Genomic DNA, 24,859 nt, shown 5'->3' on the forward strand with positions numbered 1-24,859 from the left:
ACAATGTCCTACGGCGTGAAAAATCTGAACCAAGGGGATAGCGAACTCATCGCCTTCCGCATCGGTGAGCAGGAATTTTGCGTGAATATCATGTCGGTCCGCGAAATTCGCGGATGGACGCCTGCGACAGAAATGCCGCATGCGCCCGGCTACATGAAGGGTGTCATCAATCTTCGTGGCGCGGTCCTGCCGATCATCGATCTGTCGGCCCGCCTCGGAATGAGGGCGACTGTACCGTCGGCCCGCCACGTCATTATCGTGGCGCAGGTCAAACGGAAGGTCGTCGGTCTGCTGGTCGATGCCGTGTCAGACATTCTGACTGTGACGGACGAAAACATTCAGCCGACGCCTGAAATCTCATCCGATATCCAGCGCCAGTTTGCCCGTGGCATCCTGGCAATCGACAAGCGGATGATCTGCCTTATCGAACTTGAAGCCCTCTTCCCGGAAGCCGAAAGCGAAGCCGCATGACCGTAATGAGTGCAAAAGATGTGCGGCAGGGAAGTCCTGACGAGGTTCTGGCGAGCGGCGAATATCCGCTGACCCGCCGCGACCTCTCGGAGATCGCCGCCATGATCTACTCGGACGCGGGGATCTTTCTCAACGAAACGAAGGCGTCGCTCGTCTATTCGCGCCTGTCAAAGCATATCCGCAGCCTTGGCCTGTCGGGTTTCCGTGAATACTGTTCTCTGGTGGCTTCGCCCTCGGGTGCTGCGCCGCGCCGTGAAATGCTGTCGCATCTGACGACCAATTTCACGCGTTTCTTCCGCGAAAACCATCACTTCGATCATCTGCGCGACAATGTCCTGCCGGAGCTCCTGCATCGCGCAAAGATGGGCGGCCGCGTTCGCATCTGGTCGGCTGCCTCGTCGGATGGTCAGGAGCCCTATTCGATCGCGCTGACGGTTTTGGCGATGATGCCCAATATCGCCGACTACGACTTCAAGATCCTGGCGACCGATATCGATCCGAAGATCCTGGCGATTGCCCGCCAGGGCGCCTACGACGAGAGCGCGCTGGAAACGGTGTCTCCCGCCATGCGCAAGCAATGGTTCTCGGAAGTCGATATCCAGGGCCGCCGCAAATTCCAGGTTGATGACCGCGTCAAGCGCCTTATCACCTACAATGAATTGAACCTGATGGCGCAGTGGCCCTTCAAGGGCAAGTTCGACGTCATCTTCTGCCGCAACGTGGTGATCTATTTCGATGAGCCGACGCAGATGAAGATCTGGTCCCGCTTCGCCGAGCTTCTGCCTGAGGGTGGCCATCTCTACATCGGCCATTCCGAGCGCGTGTCCGGTGACGCCAAGAACGTCTTCGACAATATCGGTATCACCACCTACCGCTACACCACGAAGGGTGTTGGGAGGAAGGCATGAGTGCTCCTGCAAGGGTCCTCGTCGTCGATGATTCACCGACCATGCGCGGCCTGATTACGGCTGTGCTGAGCGCCGATCCGGATGTCAGCGTCATCGGCCAGGCCGGCGATGCGCTTGAAGCCCGCGAGGCGATCAAGAAGCTTAATCCCGATGTCGTCACGCTCGACATCGAAATGCCTAACATGAATGGTCTCGATTTCCTCGAGAAGATCATGCGCCTGCGCCCGATGCCGGTGATCATGGTATCGACACTGACGCATCGCGGAGCCGAGGCCAGCCTTGCAGCGCTTGAGATCGGTGCTTTCGACTGTATCGGAAAGCCGGCACCCGGCGATCTGCGCCCGTTCGGCGATCTCGCCGAAAAGGTCAAGGCTGCGGCCCGCACCCAGCGCCAGTTCACCCAGCGCCCGGCCGCGGCTCCCGTCGCGCCGCCCGCAGTTGCCGATTTCCGCGTCGGCCGCAAGATCGTCGCAATCGGCTCATCGACCGGCGGTGTCGAGGCTCTGATCGCGGTTCTGCAGAAGTTTCCGGCCAATTGCCCGCCGACGGTGATCACCCAGCATATGCCGCCGACCTTCACCAAAAGCTTCGCGGAACGGCTGAACCGCCTCTGCGCGCCTGTGGTCGAAGAGGCGACGGACGGCGCACGTTTGGAAATTGGCAAGATTTATCTGGCACCAGGAGGTGAACGACACCTGCAGGTCGCCAATGTCTCGGCGCCGCACTGCCGGCTCGTCGAACGCGACCCTGTCAATGGCCATCGCCCTTCTGTCGATGTGCTGTTCGATTCCGTCGCAGAACTTGCCGGCCGTAACTCGGTCGGCGTGATCCTGACAGGCATGGGCCGCGATGGCGCGGCTGGCCTGCTGAAAATGCGCCATGCCGGCGCGCGCACCATCGGTCAGAACGAAAAGACCTGCGTGGTCTACGGAATGCCCCGTGTTGCCTATGAGCTTGGCGCCGTTGAGCATCAGCTGCCACTGAATGCGATCGGCGAAGAAATACTGAAAATGACAGCCGCCCGGAAGGAAGGGACAGAATAATGTCGATAGCGGAGAAAATTAAGGTTCTGATCGTTGACGATCAGGTCACCAGCCGCCTGCTGCTCAGTGATGCGCTGACCCAGCTCGGTTTCAAGCAGATCACCTCTGCTGGCGACGGCGAACAGGGCATGAAGATCATGGCCCAGCAGCCGCACCACCTGGTCATCTCGGACTTCAACATGCCGAAGATGGATGGTCTCGGTCTGCTGCAGGCCGTGCGCACCAACCCGGCCACCAAGAAGGCAGCGTTCATTATCCTGACCGCGCAGGGCGACCGTGCATTGGTCACGAAGGCCGCAGCCCTCGGAGCCAACAACGTGCTGGCAAAGCCGTTCACCATCGAAAAGATGAAAGCGGCCATTGAAGCCGTGTTCGGAGCACTGAAATGACAGTCGAGGCAGCAGCCCGCCGTGTCCACATTATCCAAGGCGAATGGAAAGTCTTGAATGATCCGAACGCGGTTCTGACGACCATTCTTGGCTCGTGCGTGGCTGCTTGCCTGCGGGATCCAGTGGCAGGAGTGGGCGGTATGAACCATTTCCTTCTGCCGGGGACCGGAAACACGCCGATGACCGGCGGGGATGCGACGCGTTACGGCGTGCATCTGATGGAATTGCTGATCAACGGCCTTCTGAAGCAGGGCGCGCGCCGCGACCGCCTTGAGGCCAAGATCTTTGGAGGGGCGAAGACCATCTCGACCTTCTCCAATGTCGGCGAGCAGAATGCCGCTTTTGCCGCGCAGTTCCTGAGGGACGAAGGAATCCCCGTGGTCGGTTCCAGCACCGGCGGCGACCATGGCCGCAAGCTGGAATTCTGGCCGGTTTCCGGCCGTGCCCGTCAATACCCGCTGACTGGTGCTGAAACGCAAAAGACTGTGGCTCTTGAACAGCGTCCTGCTGCTCCGCCGAAACCGGTTGAAACTAGTATCGAGTTTTTCTGATACCGAGGATTTTTATATGACTTTTAGCGCCCCCATTGAACCGCCCTCGCCATTGGAGGCGTTGCCGGACCTTCTCATGCGCATCGTTTCCGAGCTGCATGATGTTGCCTATCTTATTGAACGTATCGAGCCGCAGCTCCTCGAAATCGGTGGCGCAGACATATTGAACGCCCCTGACAGCATGAAGGTGATGCAGGGCATCGATCTCGCTGTCCAGAAGACGCGCGGCCTTGCCGAATTCATCGACACGATCACCGGAGAAATCCCGCAGAACTGGACCGTCGATGTTGCGACGGCACTCAGCCTCGTGAAGCTTGCAGAGATGCAGAAGGCGCTCGGTGGCGGCACGCGCCACGGCCATTCCCAGCCTCTCAGCAAGGCCGCAGGCGACTTCGACTTTTTCTAGTCTCTGCCTTCCAAGCATGCCCTGACGAAACGCTCGCACAAGTTTCGGTCTCTATCAAGGAATGAGGCAATAAGCCTGTTTTGTCTTTGACGGATCGTGCGAGAACAGAATGAATCTGTTAAATCAATTAGTTCAGGTCATGAAGAACCTCGGTTCGCTAGGCCGGACCCGCTTGCTGGCGCTTGCGGGTGTAGGTGTTCTTTCAATAGCAATTGTTTTGGCTGCGGCTCTTTTTGTTAATAAGCCTGCCCAGGAAACCCTTTACGTAGGTCTCGACAGCCCCGATCTCAATCAGATCAGCATGGCGCTGGCCGAAAACAACATGTCTTTCGAAGTCGGCACTGACGGCTCGAGCATCACCGTTCCGGCTGGAATGACGGGCAAGGCCCGTCTGCTGCTGGCCGAACGCGGTCTGCCGAACAGCGCCAATGCCGGCTACGAGCTGTTCGACAAGGTCGGCTCGCTCGGCCTGACGTCGTTCATGCAGGAAGTCACCCGCGTTCGCGCGCTTGAAGGTGAAATCGGTCGCACCATCCAGTCGATCTCGGGCATCAACGCTGCCCGCGTCCACATCGTCATGCCGGAGGTCGGAAACTTCCGTAAAGCCGAGCAGAAGCCGACGGCTTCCGTTATGATCCGCGCGAGCGCTACGGCCGGTCGAAGCGCTGCGAGCTCTATCCGTCACCTGGTCGCTTCGGCCGTGCCGGGGCTCGACGTCGATGACGTCACTATTCTCGATTCCACCGGACAGCTGCTGGCGTCCGGCGACGAGGCCGGCAACAACTCGCTTAATCGTTCTCTCGGGATCGTCCAGAACGTTCAGCAGGAAGTCGAATCCAACATCGATAAGGCGCTCGCACCCTTTCTCGGCATGGACAACTTTCGCTCCAGCGTCACGGCAAACCTGAACACCGACGCTCAGCAGATCCAGGAAACCACCTACGATCCGGAATCCAAGGTCGAGCGCTCCGTCCGTACCACCAAGGAAGCCAACCAGTCTTCCCAGAAGCAGTCCGACAACGCGACGACGGTCGAGCAGAACGTTCCGCAGGCCGCACCTGAGGCTGGCGGTACCGCAGGTCCGCAGTCGGAAGACAAGTCGGACAAGAAGGAAGAGCAGACCAACTACGAAATCAACAGCAAGACCACGGCCACGACCCGCAACAGCTACAAGATGGAGAAGCTGTCCATCGCTGTTGTCGTGAACAAGGGCCGCATTGCAAAGATGGTCGGCGAGCCCGCTGACCAGGCCAAGATCGACGCCTATCTCGCTGAGATGAAGAGCATTGTCTCGTCTGCGGCCGGTATCGACGCGAACCGCGGCGACGTCGTCACTGTAACGGCAATGGACTTCCTCGAAAACCAGCTTCTGGATGATGGTACCTCCGGCGGTGTCCGCGTCCTCGACATGCTGAGCCGCAACCTCGCGACGATCATCAACTCGCTGGCCTTCCTGGGCGTCGCCTTTATCGTGGTCTGGATGGGCATGCGTCCGCTGGCTCGCACGATCGGTGTCGGTGGGGCAGGGGTCATCGGCGACAGCTCGCCGGAATCGGCCGGTCTCGAACTGCCCGACTTCGCACCGGCCGGTGCAGCCGGCGGCGGCGGCGCCCTCATGGACGGCTTCGGTTCGGACTTCGGCTTCGACAGCACCGAAGATCTTCTCAGCCTCGGCGACGACGACGGCAACTTCAATCGCCGCGTCAAGGAAGGCCCGGAGCGCAAGCTATCGCGAATGGTCGAGATCAACGAGGAGCGCGCTGCGAAAATCCTCAGAAAATGGGCGGTCGACAACGCCGCGTAAGATCAAAGGCCGGGCAACCGGCCTTTTTCTTTGTCTGCAGGATGCGCTGGTCGTCCCATGCCGGTCGGTCAGCTTGACTGACCTTTTTTGGGGGAATGCGTCCGTGACGCAAGCAGAACACATTTTGTCCGATTGTGGCAAAATGGCCTTAATCCCCAGGCAAAGCATATACTCTTGATTGCGTGATATGCGGAAATACACAAGAATATCGAAAGAGTTAATCTGGAGATATTTCAAGTATGTTTAGAGTTGTTATTGAAATTTTTGCTGATGATTATACGTTTCAACGGATATACATTATATATTGGTGTGATATTTGGTCTTTTCTTCGCTCGCGTAAGGCGCGAATTGTGTTGCGGCAAGCGGAGAATCAATTTAGTTTTACTAGAAATTAATCGAGCGATCACTGCCTGCGAATCAGCGCATGGAATGCGGCAAGAGTAAATCCCCAGAACTCGGAGATGGCGGTTTAGAGCGCTTCGCCTAGGCTTGAGTGATTCGTGTAAGGGTTGCCGTGGGCCGGCGTTGGACCTGCGCAGTTAGTGCATTTGCAGAGATTGGTTTCAGCCGCAGGACGCTGCCTATGGATATGCATATATTGCAGTCGCTTAAGGGCGAAAATCAGACGGCGAATTTTATTGGCCTTCAGGCCTCTAGCCTGTGTTCGCGCGACGAGCTGATCAAACAGCTCGGCGAGATCGCAGAAACCGGCCGGATGCAACCTGCGATGCGCACGCTGACCGATTATGTCGGTGCCTCCCACTATCTGCTTGCCCGCTCTGACCTTGTGCAGGAAGAGGGCCTGGATTTCATCGTCTCATCCGATTGGCCCTTCGATCTCGTCAAGGATCTAGCCAGCGCCATCGTCGGCGGTTACTCGCGCACGACCGAGCTCGAGAAGTCGATGCAGCTTTTCCAGCCGAGTTTCGCTCTGCTGCCCGACAGTGCCGATGTGCCTGATGGCGCCAGCCGGCAGTATTGCTCGCTCTCCTTCAATGTCGGGCGTTCCCGCCTGTCGCTGATGTTCCTGTTCGACGACGGCTTCATCCTGTCGCCCGAGCGTCTTCGCGACGTTGGTCTGCTGGCCGGATACTTCGCAAGCTTCCTGCGCTGCGGCGGCACCAAAGCCGACCGCGATTTCGAATTGACCGAACGCGAGCTCGAATGCCTGTTCTGGATTGCCGAGGGCAAGACCAGCGACGAGATCGCGATGATCCTCGGCATCTCGCGCAACACGATCAACAACTACATCACAAGCGTGATGCGTAAGACCGCCACCAAGACGCGGTCCGAAGCGATTGCATTTGCGGTCAGGAACAGTCTGGTCTGAGAGGGATACATGGGGCAGACGTCAACCAGAACGATGGGAAATGCAGAGCAGATAAGATCGATGCGGATGAGCAGGGTATCCAGCCGTTCGGATCTGTTTCCGCGCCTGGTCGCCATGCAGAAGATGGCCGACGCACAGAATTTCGGCGTGTACCGCGTCAGCGGATCGGGCGTACCGGCCAAGCAGCGGCTCGTCTGCGAGCTTGAGAACTGGGGACCATCCAGCGGGGCCGCGAAGGCCTTCGTCGATGCCTACGGTGACGTCCTGCTCGAACATATCGACAAGTCTCTGTTACCGCTGACATGGGCCGGTGGGCACGACCGCGCCGCTCCGGGCCCCGCAGCCTTTGCGCCGTTCATGACGCGCCTGAAGGACGGCCTGCTGCCGTTCTCGGGCATGGCTTTCCCGGTGCGCCTTGGCGCCAACGGTAACGGCTACGTGGTCTTCGTCGGCGACTACATGGAGCCCGGCAGCGATACGATCATCGAGCTCCACGGCCGCAGCAGCCATATCATGATGGACCTGCTGTCGCTGGACGAGCGCCGCGCGGCAGTCGCCGAAGCCTTGAGCGAACGCGAGATCGCCTGCCTGCAGCTCGCCGGTGACGGCCGCATCAGCGAAGAGATCGCCGACAAGCTTGGTCTCTCGGTTCACACCGTCAACGCCTATCTCGGCTCGGCAACGATCAAGCTGGATTCGGTCAACCGCATCCAGGCGATCGCCAAGGCGATCCGCCTCGGCTACATCAGCTGAGAAATAAGTGCCCGGCGCGAACATGCCGGCCGGGCTGCGTTTCGATGAGATGAAGGACTAGCCTGCGAGGGCGTGAAGCGCCGGACGCACGTTGTAGCGCGACTCGTTGAGGCTGCGCTCCAGATACGCCGTGTTCTCGTCCGGATCGGCAGACGGATCCTGGAAGGCGATGTGGTTGATCTCGATGCCGGCATGGTCTTCGGCAAGCGTCAGTTGTGCGTAGACAGTGACACCGCGCGGCTTGATCTCCAGATCGAGCACGACTTCGGGCTTGCCGCCCCATTCCAGAGTGTAATTGCCGCCAAGGCCGAAATTCACTGTGCCTGGATGGAAAAACAGCTCGGCAGCAGACGCCACCAGATCGGCGAGATTGCCGTAATACTCGAATCGCAGCAGCGAAATCAGATCGGAGGCGTCGAGAAGCCGAAGCTCCGTTGCAACCGGGCTGATCGCCTCAGCAAGAATTCTTTCACGCTGCGAGGAGTAAGGGCATTTCTTCATTCGACTTATCTGACCCGCTTGTTCTTGGCTTGTGCGGCATACACCCGGTGGATGAGCTCCGCGACGGCCTTGTAGAAGACTGACGGGATGACACTATCTATCGAGACTTGCGCAAACATGGAGCGTGCAAGCGGCGGATCTTCGAAAACCGGGATTCCGTTCTTCTCGGCTATCTCTCTGATTTTCAACGCAATGAGGTCTTGACCCTTGGCAATGACGACAGGCGCGTCGTTTTCCTCGCGCACATAGCGCAGCGCCACGGCAAAGTGGGTCGGGTTGGCGATCACCATCGTCGCACGCTCCACATTGGCGATCATGCGGCGGCGGGCGCGGTCACGCATCAGCGAGCGCTGGCGTCCCTTGACGAAGGGGTCACCCTGCGACTGCTTGTTTTCTTCCTTCACTTCGTGGCGCGTCATCTTCAATTCGCTGAACCAGTGATGGCGCGTCCAGAAGAAGTCGGCGATGGCAACAAAGGCGGTTGCAAAGAGCACGATCAGCACGATCTTGCGCATGATCGCCATGGCCCGATCGAAGAACGTCTGCGGGTCCGAGAACATCGAGTCGATCGAGCTGAAATATTCGCTCTTCAGCACGAAGAACATGACGATGCCGACGATGACGACCTTGAACAGGGATTTGCCGAATTCGATCAGGCCCGGCAGGCTGAACATGCGCGAAAGGCCCTTGGCCGGCGACAGACGCGAGAACTGCGGACGAATGCGCTCGAGAACCAGGCTCGGAAGGTTCTGGCTGAGCGAGGCGATCAGGCCGAACGACATGAAAAGCAGCATGGCCGGCGTCAACAATACGGCGCTGACCCAGCCAAGATGCACGAAAAGCGACAGCGCATCCGGCCCGGTCTCGATCTTCCACTGGTCCGGTTGCTCGAAAATATCGCGTAACTGCTCGCTGACCGTACTGATACCGTCCGGCAGATAGAACGTCAGATAGACATAGGTTGCGAGAACAGTGGCAAAGATCGGCACCTCTCGCGAGAAAGGCGTATTGCCTTTCTCGGCCGCGTCCGACAGCTTTTTGCCTGTCGGGGCTTCTGTTTTGCTGTCCTTGTCGTCATCGTCAGCCAAGTCAGCCGCACTCCCTGAACGCAAAAGGCCGCGACAGATCGCGGCCTGATGTTCGAAGGGTAGTCCCCCGGGGCATGGCGATCAACCGCGCAGCGCCAGGAGCAGAGATTTGTCAACAGCTCCGATGGCTTAGGCCGCCGCCGAAGCCTCGCCCTCGGTTTCCTTGAGCTGGATCTGGCCGGAATTGGCCAAACGAATCGCTTCTTGGGCAACGGCGCGCCGGGCAATCGCGATTTCGCGTGGATTGATGCCGGCGGTGCCGCTCTGCAGGTCCGATTCGATCATGCGGCGCTGGCGCGGGCTGATCGAAGCGAGAACCGATTCGCGGATCTCCGGAGGAGCGCCGCGCAGAGCCATCGTCAGAATGTCTGCCGAGATGTCGTTGAGAAGCATGACGCGGCTGCGCTGCGGCATGTAGAGCAGATCTTCGAAGAGGAAGATCTTCGGACGAACCTTGTTGACCGCTTCGCGGTTGATCGATTCGAGCGAGGTGAGCAGCGTATCGACCTGCGGCTTGTCCATCTCGTTCATCAGCTCGGCGACCTTGTTGGAGCCGCTCGAATTCTTCTCGGCGTCGATCTCGGCCAGCAGCGTCATGACCTGCTTTTCGATGATCTGCGCCGCCTTGGGGCTGACGGTCTTGAGATTGACGGTACGGTTCATGATGTCGGCACGGCGGCTGTCGGGCAGCTGCATTAGCACCTTGGCGCCGAACGACGACGGCATCATGGAGAGGATATAGGCGATGGTCTGCGGATGTTCGCGCAGCAGGAACTTGCCGATGAAGGCCGGGTCGCCTTCGCCGAGACGATCCCAGATCGACGTCTCATAGGCCTGGAACGCCGTGCGGCGTCCGAGCAAGCTGTCGACTTCGTCGGGGGTGAGGCCTTCTTCAAGAATGCTCTCGATTGCCTTGGCATTGTCCATCAGGCCTGCGCCTTCGGTGAACAAGTCCTCAAATTCGGCAACGAGGCCAAGCAGTTCATCCGGCGGAATCGCGCGAAGCGCCTGCGCCGAAGAGATGATCGTCTGTAACTCAGCCTGCGTGAAATATTTTAACAGCCGGCCAGCGACGCCCTTTCCCATTGCGAGAAGAACAGCCGCTGCCTTTTCAGCCTGGGTCAACGGTTTCCCGGCAATGGCGCCGCTGAAATCGTCAAAGTCCATCATGGTCTAACCTCTCCGTCCCTAAAACCGGGATCAGGCTTTTTTGGTACTTAAAACTTCTATCAGTTTAACGCCGAAACGCGTGTCGTCATTCTCAAGAACGGTGATTTCGCCGCGCGCAATCTTGCGGCCATTCACCATGATATCAACCGGCTCGCCGATCCTCTTGTCGAGCGCGATCGTTGCGCCCTCGTTGAGGTTCATCAGGCCGGAAACCTGCATGCGGCTGCTTCCGAGCATGATCTGGACATCGATCGGAATGTCCATGATCAGTTCGAAATTCGAAGACAGCGCGCTGCCAAGTGGAGCAGGTTCGCCGCTCGATGCCGAGAAACCGGTATCACCGAAATCCGAGTCGCCGCCGAAGTCACCGCCGCCAAATGCCGGAGCTGCTTCGTCTTCGCCACCGAAGTCGCCAAATGCCGAAAGATCCGTGCCGGTGCTGAACGCGTCGGCGTCGCCGCCGAAATCAGCAAGGCCGCCGTCGGAATCCTGCTTCAGGACCCCGCGAAGATCATCGATCGCCTGATCGAGGTCAGCCTCGTTGCCCGGAAGCTCCAATGACAGATCGTCGTTCTGCTGTGTTTTCTTCGTAGCCATGAAATCACTATTCCAGTTGAAACTTGCCTCAAGCTGCCGTGGCAGCCAAAATGGCGGGAACCGATTAATTCATTAAGTGGCGGATGAGCTCGTCGTCGGAGCTCATCGTATCCTTCACCCGGACGGTATAATTCTCGCCGGAACGCCCGAACTCGCACACATACAATTCCTTGCTATTGGCGCTGACTTCGACGCGGACATCCTGCTCGTCTCGGAACGGAATGACATCGCCGGCAGCAAGCTTGGAAATCGTGCGCAGCGTCAGATCCTGAAGGCGGATCTTGGCTTCGAGCGTCACATGCGAGCGGCGGACCTGGTGCCCGATCTGCTCCGCCCATTCCGAAGACTTCGACGACTGGCTCTTCGCCTTCGGCGCCGAAATCTGCGTCTTGAGCAGCGCCGACTGCAGCACGACCAGCGAGAATTCCGATGTCATCCCGGCAAGCGTGATCGACATGTTGATCGCAGCCGCAAATTCGTCCGGCTTGTCTTCGGAAGGCTTTGCGCGGTTTTCCAGTGCATGCGGCAGTTCCAGTATTGGCTCGAAGCCGCCAGGCGCGTTGACCGCGGAGCGCAGCACGCTGGCGATCTTGTCGAACACCATGACACCGAGTTCCAGTTCGATCACCGAAAGCAGGCGGTCGGCCGGCTGCTCGATCGTTTCGGGTGCGGCACCCAGCAGGCTTTCCATCAGTGTGATGATGAAGCCGTTGCCGCAGGAAAGCGTGATGTCCTGTGACCAGTTGCGCAGCGTTGCATCGACGAGTGTCGAGTTGGCGCCGAGATCGGCAATCAGGTCGTTCTTGTAGCCGGAATCGCAGCCGAGATATCCGATCGTCACTTCGAGGCCCGTCTCGCTCTTGAAGATGTCGGGCATGAATTCGATGTAGACGTCCGCAAAGGCGGCACAGAGTTTGTCGATGGTCGCCTTGTCACCGAGACGGCCAGTAAGCTTGGCCAACAGTGCGGCATTCATTGCCGGTTTCTCTAGTGCAACGTTGTTCATGGTCGCTTAGGCCGCCTTGTTCTCGCCACCCGGGTTCATCATTTCCTGCTCGACCGCGTCGATCGATGGACGCTCGTAAGCCGAGATCGTCTTGCGGCCGTATTCGAGAGCAACCTGCGGCACCGAGCCGTTCATGTAGGCGAGCAACGTCTGCTTCACGATGACGTAGAGACGGTGCTGCTTGGAGCGAACGATCTTGATCTGCGAGCAGATCGGCGAGCAGACGCAGTAAGAGAGAAGAATACCAAGGAAGGTACCGACAAGCGCCGAACCGATCAGGTGACCGAGAACTTCGGGCGAGTCGTTGATGTGCGCCATGGCCTTGATAACGCCGAGAACGGCCGCGACGATACCGATAGCCGGGAACGCGTCACCCATGGTCTGGATCGCGTGATAGGGCTTCAGCTTGTCGTGCAGGATGGTGTTGATTTCTTCGTCCATCAGCGCTTCGATCTCGTGAGAGCGGGCATTGCCGATGATGATCAGGCGGACGTAGTCACAGATGAACGCCGTCAGCTCCTTGTTCTTCAGCACCGTCGGGGCGGTCTGGAAGATCGAGGATTCGGCCGGGTTGTCGATATGCGCTTCGATTTCGTTGCGCGACTTGGTGCGCAGGTCGCGCATCAGCGAGTAGAGCACACCGAGCGTATCGAGGTAATTGCGTTCCTTCGGAACCGTATGTTTGAAGGCTTCACCGAGCGCCTTGCCCGAATCCTTCACGACTTTCATGGGGTTACCCATGATGAAGCTGCCGAGACCGGCGCCGCCGATGATAACAAGCTCGAACGGCTGAAATAGCGCTTCGAGATGGCCACCCATGGCCATGAAGCTGCCGATGATGCAGCCGATCGTAATCACAAATCCGATAATGATATTCATCGTCAGTCACACCTGATCGTTATTTTCAGCTGATGGGATAGGGTTGCTGGCTTGCGTGAGGCTGATGGTTGTCCCCGCTGACAGGATTTTCGCGTGCCAGTTTCGCACAAGGAACTGCTGTCAGATTGGAGATGACGAATGGGCGAACTACGCCCGTTTCTGAGATGCCGCCTCAGCGGAAATCGGGTCGCACACCAGGGAACCCGATCTTCGTACCGTTCATCGCCAATGCCAGGAGCTTACCCCGATGCAATCCGGTCTTTATGTTTCTCTGTCATCACAGATGGCACTCGAAAAGCGTTTGACGACCATCGCGGACAACATGGCAAACGTGAATACGACGGGCTTCCGCGGCACGGAAGTGAAGTTCAACCAGATCCTCAGCAACACCGACAACAAGCTGAATGCCAAGGTTGCCTTCGTTTCGCAGGGTAATGACTATCTCTCTGGCGATACCGGCGAGTTGCAGCACACCGGCAACATGCTGGATTTCGCCATCAAGGGCGACGCCTGGTTCTCACTCGATACGCCAGCCGGTCAGGTTCTGACCAAAGACGGCCGCTTCACGATGAAGGACACCGGCGAGCTGGTTTCGATCCGTGGCTATCCGGTTCTCGATGCCGGCGGCGCGCCGATCATCCTCAACACGGCCGGCGGCGAGCCGAAGGTCGGCGCCGATGGCGGTATCTATCAAGGCAACCGCCAAGTTGGCTCTATCGGCCTGTTTGAGGCCGATATTTCCAAGGGCTACCTGCGCTATGAGAACAGTGGCGTCATGACCACGGAAACGCCGCGCGCCGTCACCGACCGCTTCAACGTCGGCGTCGAGCAAGGTTACCTGGAGAATTCCAACGTCAACGCGATGCGCGAGATCACCCAGTTGATCGAGGTCAACCGCGCCTTCGAAAGCATCGCATCGCTGACGACCGATAGCGAAAACTCGTTCAACGAGGCGATCAAGACGCTTGGTGGCAGCCGCTAAGCGGAAGGTCTGAGACATGAACACCGTGCCGCTGACAAAAGAAGCACTTTCGCCCAAGCTCGAGCATCTCGCCGCTCTCGCCGCCCGTTACACGAAGCCGGAATTTTCCGTGGCCCATGGCGGCCATGTGCAGACCATCGCGGCAGGCCACTACACGGTTACCGGTCTTTCCAGGCACGTGCGCCTCGGCGAATTCGTGGCGCACAAGTCGGCAACCGGCATTCATCTCGGCGAGGTTGTCCGCGTCGAACCGGATCTCGCCTATGTCTGCCCGATCGAGCCGGGCGAGCCGATCGGCATCCACGATACCGTCATCCGCAAGGGTGCATTCCGCATCGCTCCCTCCGACAGCTGGTGCGGCCGGACCATCAATTCGCTCTGCGAGCCGATCGATGGTCTGGGTCCGATCACCGAAGGGCTCGATCGCCGTTCCATCTCCAACACCGCGCCGCCGTCGATGACCCGAAAGCGCGTCGACAAGGGCTTCAAGACCGGCGTACGCGCCGTCGATATCTTCTCACCGCTTTGCCATGGCCAGCGCCTCGGCATCTTCGCCGGCTCCGGCGTCGGCAAGTCGACACTTCTCTCGATGCTCGCCATGGCCGATGCCTTCGACAAGGTTGTCATCGCGCTGGTCGGCGAACGCGGCCGCGAAGTGCGCGAATTCATCGAGGATACGCTCGGCGAAAACATGAAGAAGTCGATCGCCGTCGTGGCAACCAGCGACGAGAGCCCGATGCTGCGCAAGATGGCGCCGCTGACGGCGGTAACGATCGCCGAGTATTTCCGCGACCAGGGCCAGAACGTCCTCCTGATCGTCGACAGCGTCACCCGTTTTGCCCACGCAATCCGCGAAGTGGCGACCGCATCGGGTGAGCCGCCGATCGCTCGCGGCTATCCGGCCTCGGTCTTCACCGAACTGCCCCGGCTTCTGGAGCGCGCCGGCCCGGGACCTGAAGGAACCGGCACGATCACCGCGATAATCTCGATCCTCGTCGATGGCGACAATCACAACGATCCGATCGCAGACTCGACCCGTGGCATTCTCGATGGCCACCTCGTCCTGCAGCGTAGTCTGGCTGAAGAAGGCCGTTATCCGCCGATCGACCCGCTCGCCTCGATCTCGCGTCTCGCCCGCAAGGCCTGGACGCCGGACCAGGAGAAACTGGTCTCGCGTCTGAAGTCGCTGATCCACCGTTTCGAAGAGACACGCGACCTGCGTCTGATCGGCGGCTACCGTCCGGGCGCTGACCCGGATTTGGACATGGCGGTCAAGCAAGTACCAATTATTTACGATGTTTTGAAACAGTCGCCGGGCGATTCGGCGTCGCCAGACGCCTTCGCCGATCTGGCCACTGCCCTTAAGGCGGCAGCCGGAATGCCGAACCAGCCAGGGGCTCCGAGAAGAGGTTGAACGTGACCGGGTTTGAAGACGACGACGAGCGCATTGCTCCGCTGAAGTCGAATGAGAAGCGGCAGTCGATGATGCTCGACCGCCTGCTGACCGTGACAGGTCTCGCGCTCGCGGGCGCCGCTGCGATTTTCCCCTGGTATGTCTTCTTCAACGAGGACAAGTTCAGCATCAATGTTGCCCAGGGCGATCGCACGCGGGATCTTCCCGACTGGCCGGCACGCAACGTTTTCAGCGTCTCGCCGCTTGCCATGGTCAACAAGAACGAAGTCCAGAACAAGCCGGAGCCGCTCGACCAGCTGACCACCGCGACGGTCTCCAGCGTCGGCAAGGAAGTCGAAAAGGGCCTGGTGCCGGAAGACCAGCCGTTCCCGGCGAGCTCCGGATTCAAGCTTCTGCATGTGGCGAACGGCCGGGCGCTGATCGAGGATACGACCGGAATGTATGTCGTTCGCGTCGGATCGGTCCTGCCGGACGAAAGCCGCCTCGCGACGATCGAGCAACGCGACGGCAAATGGGTGATCGTCACCTCCAAGGGCGACATCTACCGCTAATTCCAGACTGCAAAGCTTAGAGAATGAAGAAAAGCCCCGGCCGCACCTGGGGCTTTTTTGTTGATGCCTGAGGCATAACGAACAGGCAGGCCGAAAGCCGCGTTCTCCGTAAGTCTGACGCAAGATTACCGCCCTAGGGTCCTCTTAGTAAAAACGGAGAGTTCCCATGCAACCGATTCAACTGTTCGACTTGGCCTCGCGGCAGGCGGAATGGCTGACAGTCCGTCAGGAGGTTGTGGCCGGCAACATCGCGAACGCGAACACCCCGAAGTACCGTGCGAAGGACGTCTCGCCCTTCCAGTCGGTCCTCGAAAACGCTGATGTTTCCATGGCGCGCACCAATCCTGCGCATTTCAGCGGCAACGATTTCAGCACCAGCGGCAGCATCGACGTCAAGGAAGCCGCACTCGATCAGGAGATCGGCGTGCAGGAATCCGGCAATACTGTCGGTCTCGCTGAAGAACTCTCCAAGTCAGGCGAAATCAAGCGCCAGTACGAGCTGAACACCTCGCTGGTCGGCTCTTTCAATAGAATGATGTTGATGACTGTAAGGAAGTAAAATCGTGGATCCTTTATCAGCAGCCATGAAGATTGCTGGGTCGGGGCTTGAGGCTCAATCGACTCGCCTGCGCATTGTCTCGGAAAACATCGCCAACTCGCGTTCGACTGGCGATACGCCGGGCGCCGATCCCTACCGCCGCAAGACGGTAACCTTCGGCGAGCAAATCGATCGTGCCGGGGGCGTCACAACAGTTGGCGTCAAGAAGCTCGGTGTCGATGAGACGGAATTCACCACCGAATACGATCCGAGCAATCCTGCAGCGGATGAGCGTGGCGTGGTGAAGATGCCAAACGTCAACATGCTGGTCGAAATGGCCGACATGCGCGAAGCGAACCGGTCCTATGACGCCAATCTGCAGACCATCAAGCAGACGCGCGATTTGATCTCCTCCACCATCGACCTTCTGAAGAGCCAATAATGATCAGCAACGTACAGAGCATCGGTTCGCTTTCCGGCACACGCGGCCTTGGAAGCATCACGGACGAAAATTCATCGTCGCAGGTCACCTCGGCCGCAGAAAGCGCAAAGGCCGGCCAGAGCTTCTCCTCGATGCTCGGCAACATGGCAACCCAGGCCATGGACTCGGTCAAGGGCGCGGAATCAATGTCTTTCGCCGGCATCAAGGGCACGGCAACGACCCGTGAAGTCGTCGATTCCATGCTGCAGGCCGAGCAGACACTTCAAACGGCAATCGCCATCCGGGACAAGGTTGTATCGGCCTTCCTCGACGTCACCAAGATGCAGATGTAACCGGATAAGGACGAACAGATGAGAGCGCTTGCCATTGCGGCTACGGGCATGGATGCCCAGCAGACCAATCTCGAAGTCATCGCGAACAACATCGCGAACATCAACACGACAGGTTTCAAGCGCGCCCGCGCCGAATTCACCGACCTGCTGTACCAGACCGAACGCGCCAAGGGTGTCGCAAACCGCGCCAACCAGGCAATCGTTCCTGAAGGTGCAAATATCGGTCTCGGCGTTCAGACCGCCGCCGTTCGTAACCTGCATATCCAGGGCGAACTCAGCCAGACCGGCAACGACCTCGACGTCGCGCTCGTCGGCCGCGGGTTCTTCCAGGTTCAGACACCTGACGGCACGACGCTCTACAGCCGCGCCGGCGCCTTCAACAAGAATGAAACCGGCCAGCTGGTCACCACCGACGGCTATACGGTCGTCCCCGGGATCACCATTCCGACCGGTTCGACGCAGCTGACGATCAGCCGCTCCGGCGAAGTGTCGGCGGTGCTCGCCGGCCAGACCGATCCGACCACTCTTGGCCAGTTGACGATTGCCGATTTCGTCAACGAAGCCGGCCTGACGCCAATGGGCGACAACCTCTTCCAGCAGACGCCGGCATCCGGCGAAGCTGTCGTCGGCACCCCCGACGAAGAGGGCTACGGCTACATGAAGCAGGGTTATCTGGAATCGTCGAACGTCGACCCGGTGAAGGAAATCACCGAGCTGATCTCCGCGCAGCGCGCCTATGAAATGAACTCGAAGGTCATCACCACTGCCGACGAAATGGCCTCCATCGTCAGCAAGAACCTGAAGTAATCAAGGAAAGGGCCGAACATGATGTTTCGCCGGGCGAGAAATACCGTCGCTCTGACGGCACTGGCTGCGATCGCATATGGCGGTGTCCTTGTGACATCGCCGGCAAGCGCAGGCATGGGTTACGCGGTCGTCCCGACCGCGACGATCTATCCCGGAGAAACGATCAGCGCCGGCCAGCTTCAGGAAGTCGAAGTCACGAACCCCAACCTCTCGGGCGACTACGCAAAGTCGATCGACGAGGTCCGGGGAATGATCTCGAAGCGCACGCTTCTTCCCGGCCGGACCATCAATGTCTCGGCGCTACGCGAAGCCTATACGGTGACGCGCGGCTCGCAGATCCGGCTGGTATTCAATCTTGGCCCGATGACCATTTCCGCGGCCGGTTCGCCGCTCGAAGATGGCTCGACCGGCCAGGTCATCCGCGCCCGCAACATGGATTCGGGCGTCATCATCAGCGGCACCGTGCTGGCTGACGGCACCATCCACGTGGCGGCAAAATGAAGATCGTCTCTCGCATCCTCGCCGCGCTCGCGGCTCTCTCCATGTGCATGACCACCGTGACGCCTGCCGTCGCGATGTCGTCGCGCATCAAGGATATCGCTTCGCTGCAGGCTGGCCGCGATAACCAGCTGATCGGCTACGGCTTGATCGTCGGCCTGCAGGGAACGGGCGACGGCTTCCGCGCCTCGCCGTTCACCGAACAGTCAATGCGCGCCATGCTGCAGAATCTCGGTATCTCGACGCAGGGCGGCGAATCCAACGCCAAGAACACCGCAGCGGTCATGGTCACCGCCAATCTTCCGCCGTTCGCCAGCCCCGGCAGCCGCATCGACGTCAATGTCAGCTCGCTGGGCGATGCCTCGTCGCTGCGCGGCGGTACACTGGTCATGACCTCGCTGTCGGGCGCCGATGGCCAAATCTATGCCGTTGCCCAGGGCTCCGTCGTGGTATCAGGCTTTCAGGCGCAGGGTGCTGCGGCAACCGTTACAGAAGGCGTGACCACCGCCGGCCGCGTTCCCGGCGGTGCGATCATCGAACGCGAACTGCCATCGCGCTTCAAGGATTCCGTCAATCTCGTCCTGCAGCTTCGCAACCCGGACTTCTCGACCGCCGTGCGTATTTCCGATGTCGTCAACGGCTATGCGTCGTCACGCTTCGGCGGCCCCGTTGCCGAAGCCAAGGACGCCCAGGAAGTCATCGTACAGAAGCCGCGTGAAGCCGACCTGACGCGCCTGATGGCCGATATCGAAAACCTCGTCGTCGAGACCGATACGCCTGCCAAGGTGGTGGTCAACGAGCGAACGGGCACCATCGTCATCGGCGCCGACGTCCGGGTGTCACCGGTTGCTGTCAGCTATGGTACGCTGACGGTTCAGGTCACCGAGACGCCGCAGGTCATCCAGCCCGAACCCTTCTCCAAGGGCCAGACGGCTATACAGCCGCAGACCGACATCGCCGCACAGAAATCCGGCGGCCGGGTGGCAATGCTTGATGGTCCCGATCTGCGCACCCTCGTTGCCGGTCTCAATAATATCGGCGTGAAACCGGACGGCATCATCGCCATCCTCCAAGGTATCAAATCTGCAGGTGCGCTGCAGGCGGAGCTTGTGCTGCAATGATCAGGCTGAACAGGGACATGACGGTTGCCGAACTGTTGCGGCGCTCGGCGCTGCCGGCGGCAGCCGTGCTGCTGCTTTCCATTCCTGGCGCCTTCGCACAGGAAGCGCAGAAGCCGGAGGGCGACATCACCTCCGAGGACGAAATCAAGCAGTTCTGCACCAACATCGCCGATCCAGCCCGCGACCAGCGTTATCTTCTGCAAAAGCAGGAGCTCGAAAAGCTGCGCGCCGATATCGATACGCGCGTCGCCGAAATGGATAAGCGCAAGGCCGAATACCAAGACTGGCTGAAGCGCCGTGATGTCTTCCTCAAGCAGGCCGAAGCCGGCCTGACGGACATCTACAAGAACATGAAGCCGGATGCTGCTGCACTGCAGCTCGAGAAGGCCAAGACCGAGATTGCGGCCGCCGTGATCATGCGGCTTGGCCCGCGCCAGTCGAGCCTGATCCTCAACGAGATGGACCCTGAGAAGGCCGCCGTCATCGCCAACATCATCGCCAGTGCATCCGATCCCAATACGTCGAAGGATCCCTCATGAACAAGCGTTTCCCGGCTGCCATTGCCGCCGTCGCCCTTCTCGCCGGCTGCCAGTCGCCGCAGTCCGTGAGGGAGATCGGCCGGGCACCCGCCATGAGCCCGATCGGCAGCGGCCTGGCCTACGGCCAGACGCCGCAGATGGCACTTTATCCGAAGCAGCCACGCCAGGTCGCGCAGGGCTATTCGCTCTGGAGCGATAGCCAGGCCGCGCTCTTCAAGGACGCACGCGCATTGAATGTCGGCGACATCCTGACGGTCAATATCCAGATCAACGACAAGGCGAAGTTTGAGAACGACACCAGCCGCAGCCGCACCAATTCCAGCGGCATGAATTGGGACGTCAATGCCAATATTCTCGGCTGGAATCCGGCTTCGAAGACGGACCTGACCTACGGCTCCGACACGAGCACCGACGGCAAGGGCAAGATCGACCGGTCCGAAACGCTGAAGCTCATGGTCGCCGCCGTCGTCACCGGTATCCTCGAGAACGGCAACCTTGTTATCAGCGGTTCGCAGGAAGTTCGCGTCAACCAGGAAATCCGCATCCTCAACGTCGCCGGTATCGTGCGGCCGCAGGATGTCAATTCCGACAACCAGATCTCGTATGAGAAGATCGCCGAAGCCCGCATCTCCTACGGTGGCCGTGGCCGCCTGATGGAAATGCAGCAGCCGCCGCGCGGCCAGCAGGCCGTCGATCTCTTCTCACCGCTTTAAGGCCGGAACCATGGCAGACGAAGAAGCAGGCGAAGCCAAACCGAAGAAGAAATCGGCAGCGATGATGACGATCGTCGGCATCGCCATCCTGACACTTCTCGGCGCCGGCGGCGGCTGGGCCGTGGGCACGATGATCGCCCCGAACGTCAAGAGCGCCGAGCAGGCGAATGAGGCAGCTGCCGAACCGAAGCCCGCCGGCGGCGAGAAGAAGGAAGGCGAAACCGGCCTCCCGCATGTCTCGACCGAAGCGAACAACGTCGTTCAGCTCGAGCCGATCACCTCCAACCTCGCTTACCCCTCCGAAAACTGGGTGAGGCTAGAGGTCGCACTGCTCTTCAACGGACCGCCCGACGTGAAGGTCGCCGAAGATATCCATCAAGATATAATGGCTTACATCAGAACGGTTTCGCTGCAGCAGATCGAAGGTCCGCGCGGCTTTCAATATCTACGGGATGACATCCAGGAACGTGTTGACCTGCGCTCTCAGGGGCGCGTATCCAAGGTCATGTTCAGGACCTTTGTCATCGAATGATTCGATTCATAATTTTCTTGGCCGCCATGATGGCGGTACCGGAATTGGCGGTGGCTCAGCAGCTGCCGACAAATCTGTTAAATCTTCCTGTCGATGGTTCGGTCGCTGCCTGGATCATCCGCACATTCGGCCTTCTGACCGTTCTTTCGGTCGCGCCGGGCATCCTGATCATGGTGACGAGTTTTCCTCGCTTCATCATCGCTTTCTCGATCCTTCGCACCGGCCTCGGCCTCTCGTCCACGCCATCCAACATGATCCTGCTGTCGCTGTCGCTGTTCATGACCTTCTACGTCATGGCGCCGACTTTCGATAAGGCATGGCAGGACGGCGTTCAGCCGCTTCTCGCCAACCAGATCCAGGAGCAGGAAGCCGTCCAGCGCATCGCTGAGCCTTTCCGCACCTTCATGGCAGCCAATACCCGCGACAAGGATCTGGCGCTCTTCGTCGATCTGGCCCGCGAGCGTGGGCAGAACGTTCAGACAGGCGCGCTCATCGACTACCGCGTCCTGCTCCCGGCCTTCATGATTTCCGAAATCCGCCGCGGTTTCGAGATCGGCTTCCTGGTCGTCCTGCCGTTCCTGGTCATCGACCTGATTGTCGCCACCATCACTATGGCCATGGGTATGATGATGCTGCCGCCGACGTCGATCTCGCTGCCCTTCAAGATCCTGTTCTTCGTGCTGATCGACGGCTGGAATCTTCTGGTTGGCAGCCTGGTCCGCTCCTTCAGCTGATACGCTCACGATCTTTCATTCGTCCGCATAAAGAAAACCCGCCGGGAGCAACTCCGGCGGGTTTTGCGTGTCTCCGGTCTCGGGCCGCTATTATGCGGCCGGGAACGGTTCGGTCCGTGCCGGCAGGGCAGGGACGTCGAAGTGATCGGGTGCTTCGCCTTGCTTGGCGCGTTCGGCCATCGTCTCGTAAGCCTGTTCCAGATGGCGGCAGAAGCGCTCGGCGTCGAAGAGCGGGGCGATGTAGCGCTGTTCGGCAAGGTGCGCCTTGTAACCGGCGATCTTTTCCGGCTGCGCCGCCAGTTCGACAGCGAGATCTTCGTAGCCCTGCAGGTCCGCACCGACGAGTTCGGGCAGTCCGATGGCATTCAGCAGGCTCTCGCTGACGCGTGAGGCGAAGTTGGTGCCCTTCCTGGTGAGAACCGGCAGACCGCCCCAGAGCTGCTCCGACGTCGTCGTATGGCCGTTGACGGGGAAGGTGTCGATGCCGATATCGGCAGCCTGCAGACGGCTGATATGTTCCTCATAGGCGCTGCGCTTGCAGAAGACGATCCTGTCGGTGGGCAGGCCCTCTGCCTGGAAGGCCTTCCGCAGGTTGCCCTCGTTGCGCGGCGAGGTCGTCATCAGCCACAGCACGCTGTTTGGCGCACGCTTCAGGATGCGGGCCCAGCTCGCAATCGCTTCCGGGGTGATCTTGCGATTGCCGTTGAAGGAGGCAAACACGAAGGCGTCTTCCGGAAGACCGAACTGGTCGCGGGTGACCGGACGCGGCTGCGGACGGTTCGCAGGGTCGTTCGGCTGGTAGCTCTCCGGCATCCGGCAGAACTTTTCGTGATAGAAGGGCTTGGCGACGTCAGGCAGCACGAAGTGGTCGCCGATGACATAGTCGAGATCGATGCCGAGGGTGCTTCCCGGGAAGCCGAGCCAGGCGACATGCACTGGCGCCAGCGGCATGTTGAACGTGTGGGCGCGGCTGTCGGCCGTGTGTCCCTTGAGGTCAACCATGATGTCGATGTTGTGGTCGCGAACGACCTGCAGCACGTCCTTGTCGGCGATGCTGTGAATATCGACGACGGTACCCCACTTGCTGCGGTCCGTCTTGTTGGTCTGCAGCGCCAGCGGTCCGCTGTGGTCGAACAGCACGATCTCGAACTTGTCGCGGTCGTGGAGTTCGAGCACGCGCTGCATCAGCTTCATGGTCGCGTGGTTGTCCCAGAAGTCCGAGGACATGTAGCCGACGCGGATCTTGCCGGCCCACGCATGCGGCAGACTGCGGCGAAGTGCGATCTTTTCGGGATCGAGTTTCGGCACACCGACCGTCGGATAGCGATTGTGGTCTTCGTTGCCGCACCAGTGAAGGTGATAGAATGGGTGATCCTTCTGCAGGACCTCCGGCCGTCCGCCGGCAACCAAGTCGTCGACGACCTTCTGGTGCTTCTGCGCCTCTTCGTAATCGTTGAATTCGCGCAGGAAGATCAGATAGAGGAAGCGTGCCGAATAATCCTTCGGGAAGCGCTTGAAGATATTGCGGGCGAGAAGCTCGTTGGAAGCGTCGCTGAGATCGTTGGAAACCAGCTTGGCAGCGGCGGCAAGGTGCTCGCGGTTGCTGCTCTCGGAAAGGACGTTCTTCAGCGGCTGGATCAGATCGCGCTGCTGGCGGCCGAGGAATACGGACACGAGAATGAATGCGAGGTCGGGGTCGCGCTGCGCCTTTTCGAAGTTGCGCATGCAGATCACCAGAGCCTCGTCCTCCTCGCCGCATTCGAAATGCAGCCGCGCGGCGAGCTTGTGATACTCGTAGGAGTTCGGGCCTTCGGATTTGGCCGCAAGAGAATAGGATTTCGCCGCGTCCGACTTGAAACCAAGCTGAAGCAGGTTCTTGGCCAGCAGCGCGTAGGTCTTCGCATCTTTCTGGACGTCGATCAGCTGGTTCAGGGTTGCGAGAGACTTTGTGTAGCGCCCCATCTGGTATTCACGGGATGCCACCGAAAACGAGACTTTGCTGTTCAAAACCGAACTCCGTTTGGAAATGCTCTGATCAAAACGCCGATGCAGCCGCGGCACAGAAGAACGTCACCTCGAAATGGAACGAGTTCACCTGCTTCCCGGCTTTGCCATATTCGCACGCGAAGCCTGCTCGAAGCTGGTGGCGCAGGCGCCGGACGGGCTCGGTGAGTGCAACCGAAAATATCTTGCGGAAGATTTAACTATACTTGGCATGGGTCCTGTCGGCCCCCGCACATTTAAGGAGTTGGCAAGCATTGGCTGCGAGATTGCCCTGGACATGACGGGTTTGGGGCCACACAGAAAAGGCGCCCAGTAGCATGAAGCGCATCCGCCATCGCCGGTAATCACAGTCCGGTATGTCCTCGTTTTTGTATCTAGTTTTCTAGGGGACAGACTTATGACAAGCATTAATACCAACACTTCCGCAATGGCAGCACTCCAGACGCTGCGTAACGTCAACCAGAACCTCGGCAAGACCCAGGATCACGTTTCGTCGGGTCTGCGCGTTGGCAAGGCTGCCGACAACGCAGCTTACTGGTCGATCGCAACGACGATGAAGTCGGACACGAAGGCCCTCGGCGCCGTATCTGACGCTCTCGGCATGGGCGCTGCCAAGGTTGACACGGCTTACACCGCTGTCGAAAGCTCCATCGACGTCGTTTCCGAAATCAAGTCGAAGCTCGTTGCTGCGACTGAAGACGGTGTCGACAAGTCGAAGGTTCAGGACGAAATCACCCAGCTCCAGGCGCAGCTGAA

Annotated in this window: 30 protein-coding genes; 23 read left to right on the plus strand and 7 right to left on the minus strand. The window is 59.5% G+C overall.

Annotated features, from left to right (window positions below):
* The first annotated feature begins 3 nt into the window (after positions 1 to 3).
* From AC1DV9_RS27735 to visR, 9 genes are all read left to right on the plus strand, one after another.
* Positions 4 to 471 carry a chemotaxis protein CheW gene (locus tag AC1DV9_RS27735; protein WP_477950997.1) on the plus strand — a complete coding sequence of 156 codons (468 nt, stop codon included), beginning with the start codon at positions 4 to 6 and terminating at the stop codon, positions 469 to 471.
* A complete protein-coding gene (gene cheR, locus AC1DV9_RS27740; RefSeq protein WP_112387578.1) occupies positions 468 to 1,379 on the plus strand; it encodes a protein-glutamate O-methyltransferase CheR in 912 nt (303 codons plus the stop codon). Before AC1DV9_RS27735 ends, cheR begins: the two co-directional genes overlap by 4 nt.
* Positions 1,376 to 2,422, plus strand: coding sequence for a protein-glutamate O-methylesterase CheB (gene cheB / locus AC1DV9_RS27745; RefSeq protein ID WP_112513971.1), 1,047 nt, complete (start codon positions 1,376 to 1,378; stop codon positions 2,420 to 2,422). Before cheR ends, cheB begins: the two co-directional genes overlap by 4 nt.
* Positions 2,422 to 2,811 (plus strand): response regulator, encoded by a 390-nt coding sequence (locus AC1DV9_RS27750; RefSeq protein ID WP_112387580.1) that lies wholly within the window; start codon positions 2,422 to 2,424, stop codon positions 2,809 to 2,811. The genes cheB and AC1DV9_RS27750 overlap by 1 nt, the downstream gene beginning before the upstream one ends.
* Positions 2,808 to 3,362, plus strand: coding sequence for a chemoreceptor glutamine deamidase CheD (cheD, locus tag AC1DV9_RS27755; RefSeq protein ID WP_112387581.1), 555 nt, complete (start codon positions 2,808 to 2,810; stop codon positions 3,360 to 3,362). The genes AC1DV9_RS27750 and cheD overlap by 4 nt, the downstream gene beginning before the upstream one ends.
* 16 nt (positions 3,363 to 3,378) lie before the next feature.
* The gene (gene cheT, locus AC1DV9_RS27760) at positions 3,379 to 3,768 is read left to right on the plus strand and encodes a chemotaxis protein CheT (RefSeq protein ID WP_112387582.1); all 390 of its coding nucleotides are present in this window, start codon (positions 3,379 to 3,381) and stop codon (positions 3,766 to 3,768) included.
* Between the two features lie 109 nt (positions 3,769 to 3,877).
* Complete coding sequence (fliF, locus tag AC1DV9_RS27765; RefSeq protein ID WP_310292929.1) at positions 3,878 to 5,572, plus strand: flagellar basal-body MS-ring/collar protein FliF; 1,695 nt, start codon at positions 3,878 to 3,880, stop codon at positions 5,570 to 5,572.
* Between the two features lie 583 nt (positions 5,573 to 6,155).
* A complete protein-coding gene (gene visN, locus AC1DV9_RS27770; protein WP_112387584.1) occupies positions 6,156 to 6,902 on the plus strand; it encodes a transcriptional regulator VisN in 747 nt (248 codons plus the stop codon).
* A 9-nt stretch (positions 6,903 to 6,911) separates the two neighbouring features.
* Positions 6,912 to 7,655: a transcriptional regulator VisR gene (gene visR, locus AC1DV9_RS27775; RefSeq protein ID WP_112387585.1), complete on the plus strand. Its 744-nt coding sequence runs from the start codon at positions 6,912 to 6,914 to the stop codon at positions 7,653 to 7,655.
* A 57-nt stretch (positions 7,656 to 7,712) separates the two neighbouring features.
* On the opposite strand, the gene AC1DV9_RS27780 is transcribed toward visR, so the two are convergent.
* The 6 genes from AC1DV9_RS27780 to motA form a co-directional block, all read right to left on the minus strand.
* On the minus strand, positions 7,713 to 8,156 hold the full coding sequence (locus tag AC1DV9_RS27780) for a hypothetical protein (RefSeq protein WP_112387586.1): 444 nt from the start codon (positions 8,154 to 8,156) through the stop codon (positions 7,713 to 7,715).
* A gap of 5 nt (positions 8,157 to 8,161) precedes the next feature.
* Positions 8,162 to 9,244 (minus strand): flagellar biosynthesis protein FlhB, encoded by a 1,083-nt coding sequence (gene flhB, locus AC1DV9_RS27785; protein ID WP_477951000.1) that lies wholly within the window; start codon positions 9,242 to 9,244, stop codon positions 8,162 to 8,164.
* A gap of 129 nt (positions 9,245 to 9,373) precedes the next feature.
* Positions 9,374 to 10,414: a flagellar motor switch protein FliG gene (fliG, locus tag AC1DV9_RS27790; protein ID WP_112387588.1), complete on the minus strand. Its 1,041-nt coding sequence runs from the start codon at positions 10,412 to 10,414 to the stop codon at positions 9,374 to 9,376.
* 30 nt (positions 10,415 to 10,444) lie between these two features.
* Positions 10,445 to 11,011 carry a flagellar motor switch protein FliN gene (fliN, locus tag AC1DV9_RS27795; protein ID WP_112538620.1) on the minus strand — a complete coding sequence of 189 codons (567 nt, stop codon included), beginning with the start codon at positions 11,009 to 11,011 and terminating at the stop codon, positions 10,445 to 10,447.
* Positions 11,012 to 11,075: 64 nt separating this feature from the next.
* A complete protein-coding gene (locus tag AC1DV9_RS27800; RefSeq protein WP_477951002.1) occupies positions 11,076 to 12,017 on the minus strand; it encodes a FliM/FliN family flagellar motor switch protein in 942 nt (313 codons plus the stop codon).
* Between the two features lie 6 nt (positions 12,018 to 12,023).
* Positions 12,024 to 12,896, minus strand: coding sequence for a flagellar motor stator protein MotA (motA, locus tag AC1DV9_RS27805; protein WP_112387591.1), 873 nt, complete (start codon positions 12,894 to 12,896; stop codon positions 12,024 to 12,026).
* A 247-nt stretch (positions 12,897 to 13,143) separates the two neighbouring features.
* On the opposite strand from motA, the gene flgF reads away from it, so the two are divergent.
* The 13 genes from flgF (at position 13,144) to fliP (ending at position 22,099) form a co-directional block, all read left to right on the plus strand.
* Complete coding sequence (flgF, locus tag AC1DV9_RS27810) at positions 13,144 to 13,878, plus strand: flagellar basal-body rod protein FlgF (protein WP_112387592.1); 735 nt, start codon at positions 13,144 to 13,146, stop codon at positions 13,876 to 13,878.
* 16 nt (positions 13,879 to 13,894) lie between these two features.
* Positions 13,895 to 15,292 carry a flagellar protein export ATPase FliI gene (fliI, locus tag AC1DV9_RS27815; protein WP_112538621.1) on the plus strand — a complete coding sequence of 466 codons (1,398 nt, stop codon included), beginning with the start codon at positions 13,895 to 13,897 and terminating at the stop codon, positions 15,290 to 15,292.
* A gap of 68 nt (positions 15,293 to 15,360) precedes the next feature.
* Positions 15,361 to 15,843: a flagellar protein gene (locus tag AC1DV9_RS27820; RefSeq protein ID WP_442207998.1), complete on the plus strand. Its 483-nt coding sequence runs from the start codon at positions 15,361 to 15,363 to the stop codon at positions 15,841 to 15,843.
* Positions 15,844 to 16,009: 166 nt separating this feature from the next.
* Positions 16,010 to 16,402 carry a flagellar basal body rod protein FlgB gene (gene flgB / locus AC1DV9_RS27825; RefSeq protein ID WP_112387594.1) on the plus strand — a complete coding sequence of 131 codons (393 nt, stop codon included), beginning with the start codon at positions 16,010 to 16,012 and terminating at the stop codon, positions 16,400 to 16,402.
* Positions 16,403 to 16,406: 4 nt separating this feature from the next.
* A complete protein-coding gene (flgC, locus tag AC1DV9_RS27830; RefSeq protein ID WP_477951004.1) occupies positions 16,407 to 16,823 on the plus strand; it encodes a flagellar basal body rod protein FlgC in 417 nt (138 codons plus the stop codon).
* Entirely contained in the window at positions 16,823 to 17,155 is a 333-nt protein-coding gene (gene fliE, locus AC1DV9_RS27835) for a flagellar hook-basal body complex protein FliE (protein WP_112387596.1), read from the plus strand. Before flgC ends, fliE begins: the two co-directional genes overlap by 1 nt.
* A gap of 18 nt (positions 17,156 to 17,173) precedes the next feature.
* Positions 17,174 to 17,962 (plus strand): flagellar basal-body rod protein FlgG, encoded by a 789-nt coding sequence (flgG, locus tag AC1DV9_RS27840; protein ID WP_112387597.1) that lies wholly within the window; start codon positions 17,174 to 17,176, stop codon positions 17,960 to 17,962.
* 18 nt (positions 17,963 to 17,980) lie between these two features.
* Positions 17,981 to 18,463 carry a flagellar basal body P-ring formation chaperone FlgA gene (gene flgA / locus AC1DV9_RS27845; RefSeq protein ID WP_112387598.1) on the plus strand — a complete coding sequence of 161 codons (483 nt, stop codon included), beginning with the start codon at positions 17,981 to 17,983 and terminating at the stop codon, positions 18,461 to 18,463.
* Positions 18,460 to 19,581 carry a flagellar basal body P-ring protein FlgI gene (locus AC1DV9_RS27850; RefSeq protein ID WP_112513962.1) on the plus strand — a complete coding sequence of 374 codons (1,122 nt, stop codon included), beginning with the start codon at positions 18,460 to 18,462 and terminating at the stop codon, positions 19,579 to 19,581. The genes flgA and AC1DV9_RS27850 overlap by 4 nt, the downstream gene beginning before the upstream one ends.
* On the plus strand, positions 19,578 to 20,120 hold the full coding sequence (locus tag AC1DV9_RS27855; protein ID WP_112387600.1) for a MotE family protein: 543 nt from the start codon (positions 19,578 to 19,580) through the stop codon (positions 20,118 to 20,120). The genes AC1DV9_RS27850 and AC1DV9_RS27855 overlap by 4 nt, the downstream gene beginning before the upstream one ends.
* Positions 20,117 to 20,833 (plus strand): flagellar basal body L-ring protein FlgH, encoded by a 717-nt coding sequence (flgH, locus tag AC1DV9_RS27860; RefSeq protein ID WP_112387601.1) that lies wholly within the window; start codon positions 20,117 to 20,119, stop codon positions 20,831 to 20,833. The genes AC1DV9_RS27855 and flgH overlap by 4 nt, the downstream gene beginning before the upstream one ends.
* Before the next feature lie 10 nt (positions 20,834 to 20,843).
* Entirely contained in the window at positions 20,844 to 21,365 is a 522-nt protein-coding gene (locus AC1DV9_RS27865) for a flagellar basal body-associated FliL family protein (RefSeq protein ID WP_112387602.1), read from the plus strand.
* The gene (gene fliP / locus AC1DV9_RS27870) at positions 21,362 to 22,099 is read left to right on the plus strand and encodes a flagellar type III secretion system pore protein FliP (protein WP_112387603.1); all 738 of its coding nucleotides are present in this window, start codon (positions 21,362 to 21,364) and stop codon (positions 22,097 to 22,099) included. Before AC1DV9_RS27865 ends, fliP begins: the two co-directional genes overlap by 4 nt.
* 90 nt (positions 22,100 to 22,189) lie before the next feature.
* On the opposite strand, the gene AC1DV9_RS27875 is transcribed toward fliP, so the two are convergent.
* Positions 22,190 to 24,061, minus strand: a complete 1,872-nt coding sequence (locus AC1DV9_RS27875; protein ID WP_112387604.1) for an O-linked N-acetylglucosamine transferase family protein — start codon at positions 24,059 to 24,061, stop codon at positions 22,190 to 22,192.
* A 439-nt stretch (positions 24,062 to 24,500) separates the two neighbouring features.
* Here AC1DV9_RS27875 and AC1DV9_RS27880 point away from each other — a divergent pair.
* Positions 24,501 to 24,859 (plus strand): flagellin N-terminal helical domain-containing protein (locus AC1DV9_RS27880; RefSeq protein WP_477951006.1); only part of this gene is annotated, 359 nt, incomplete at its 3' end.

This window comes from Rhizobium sp. 01L410, assembly GCF_056400165.1.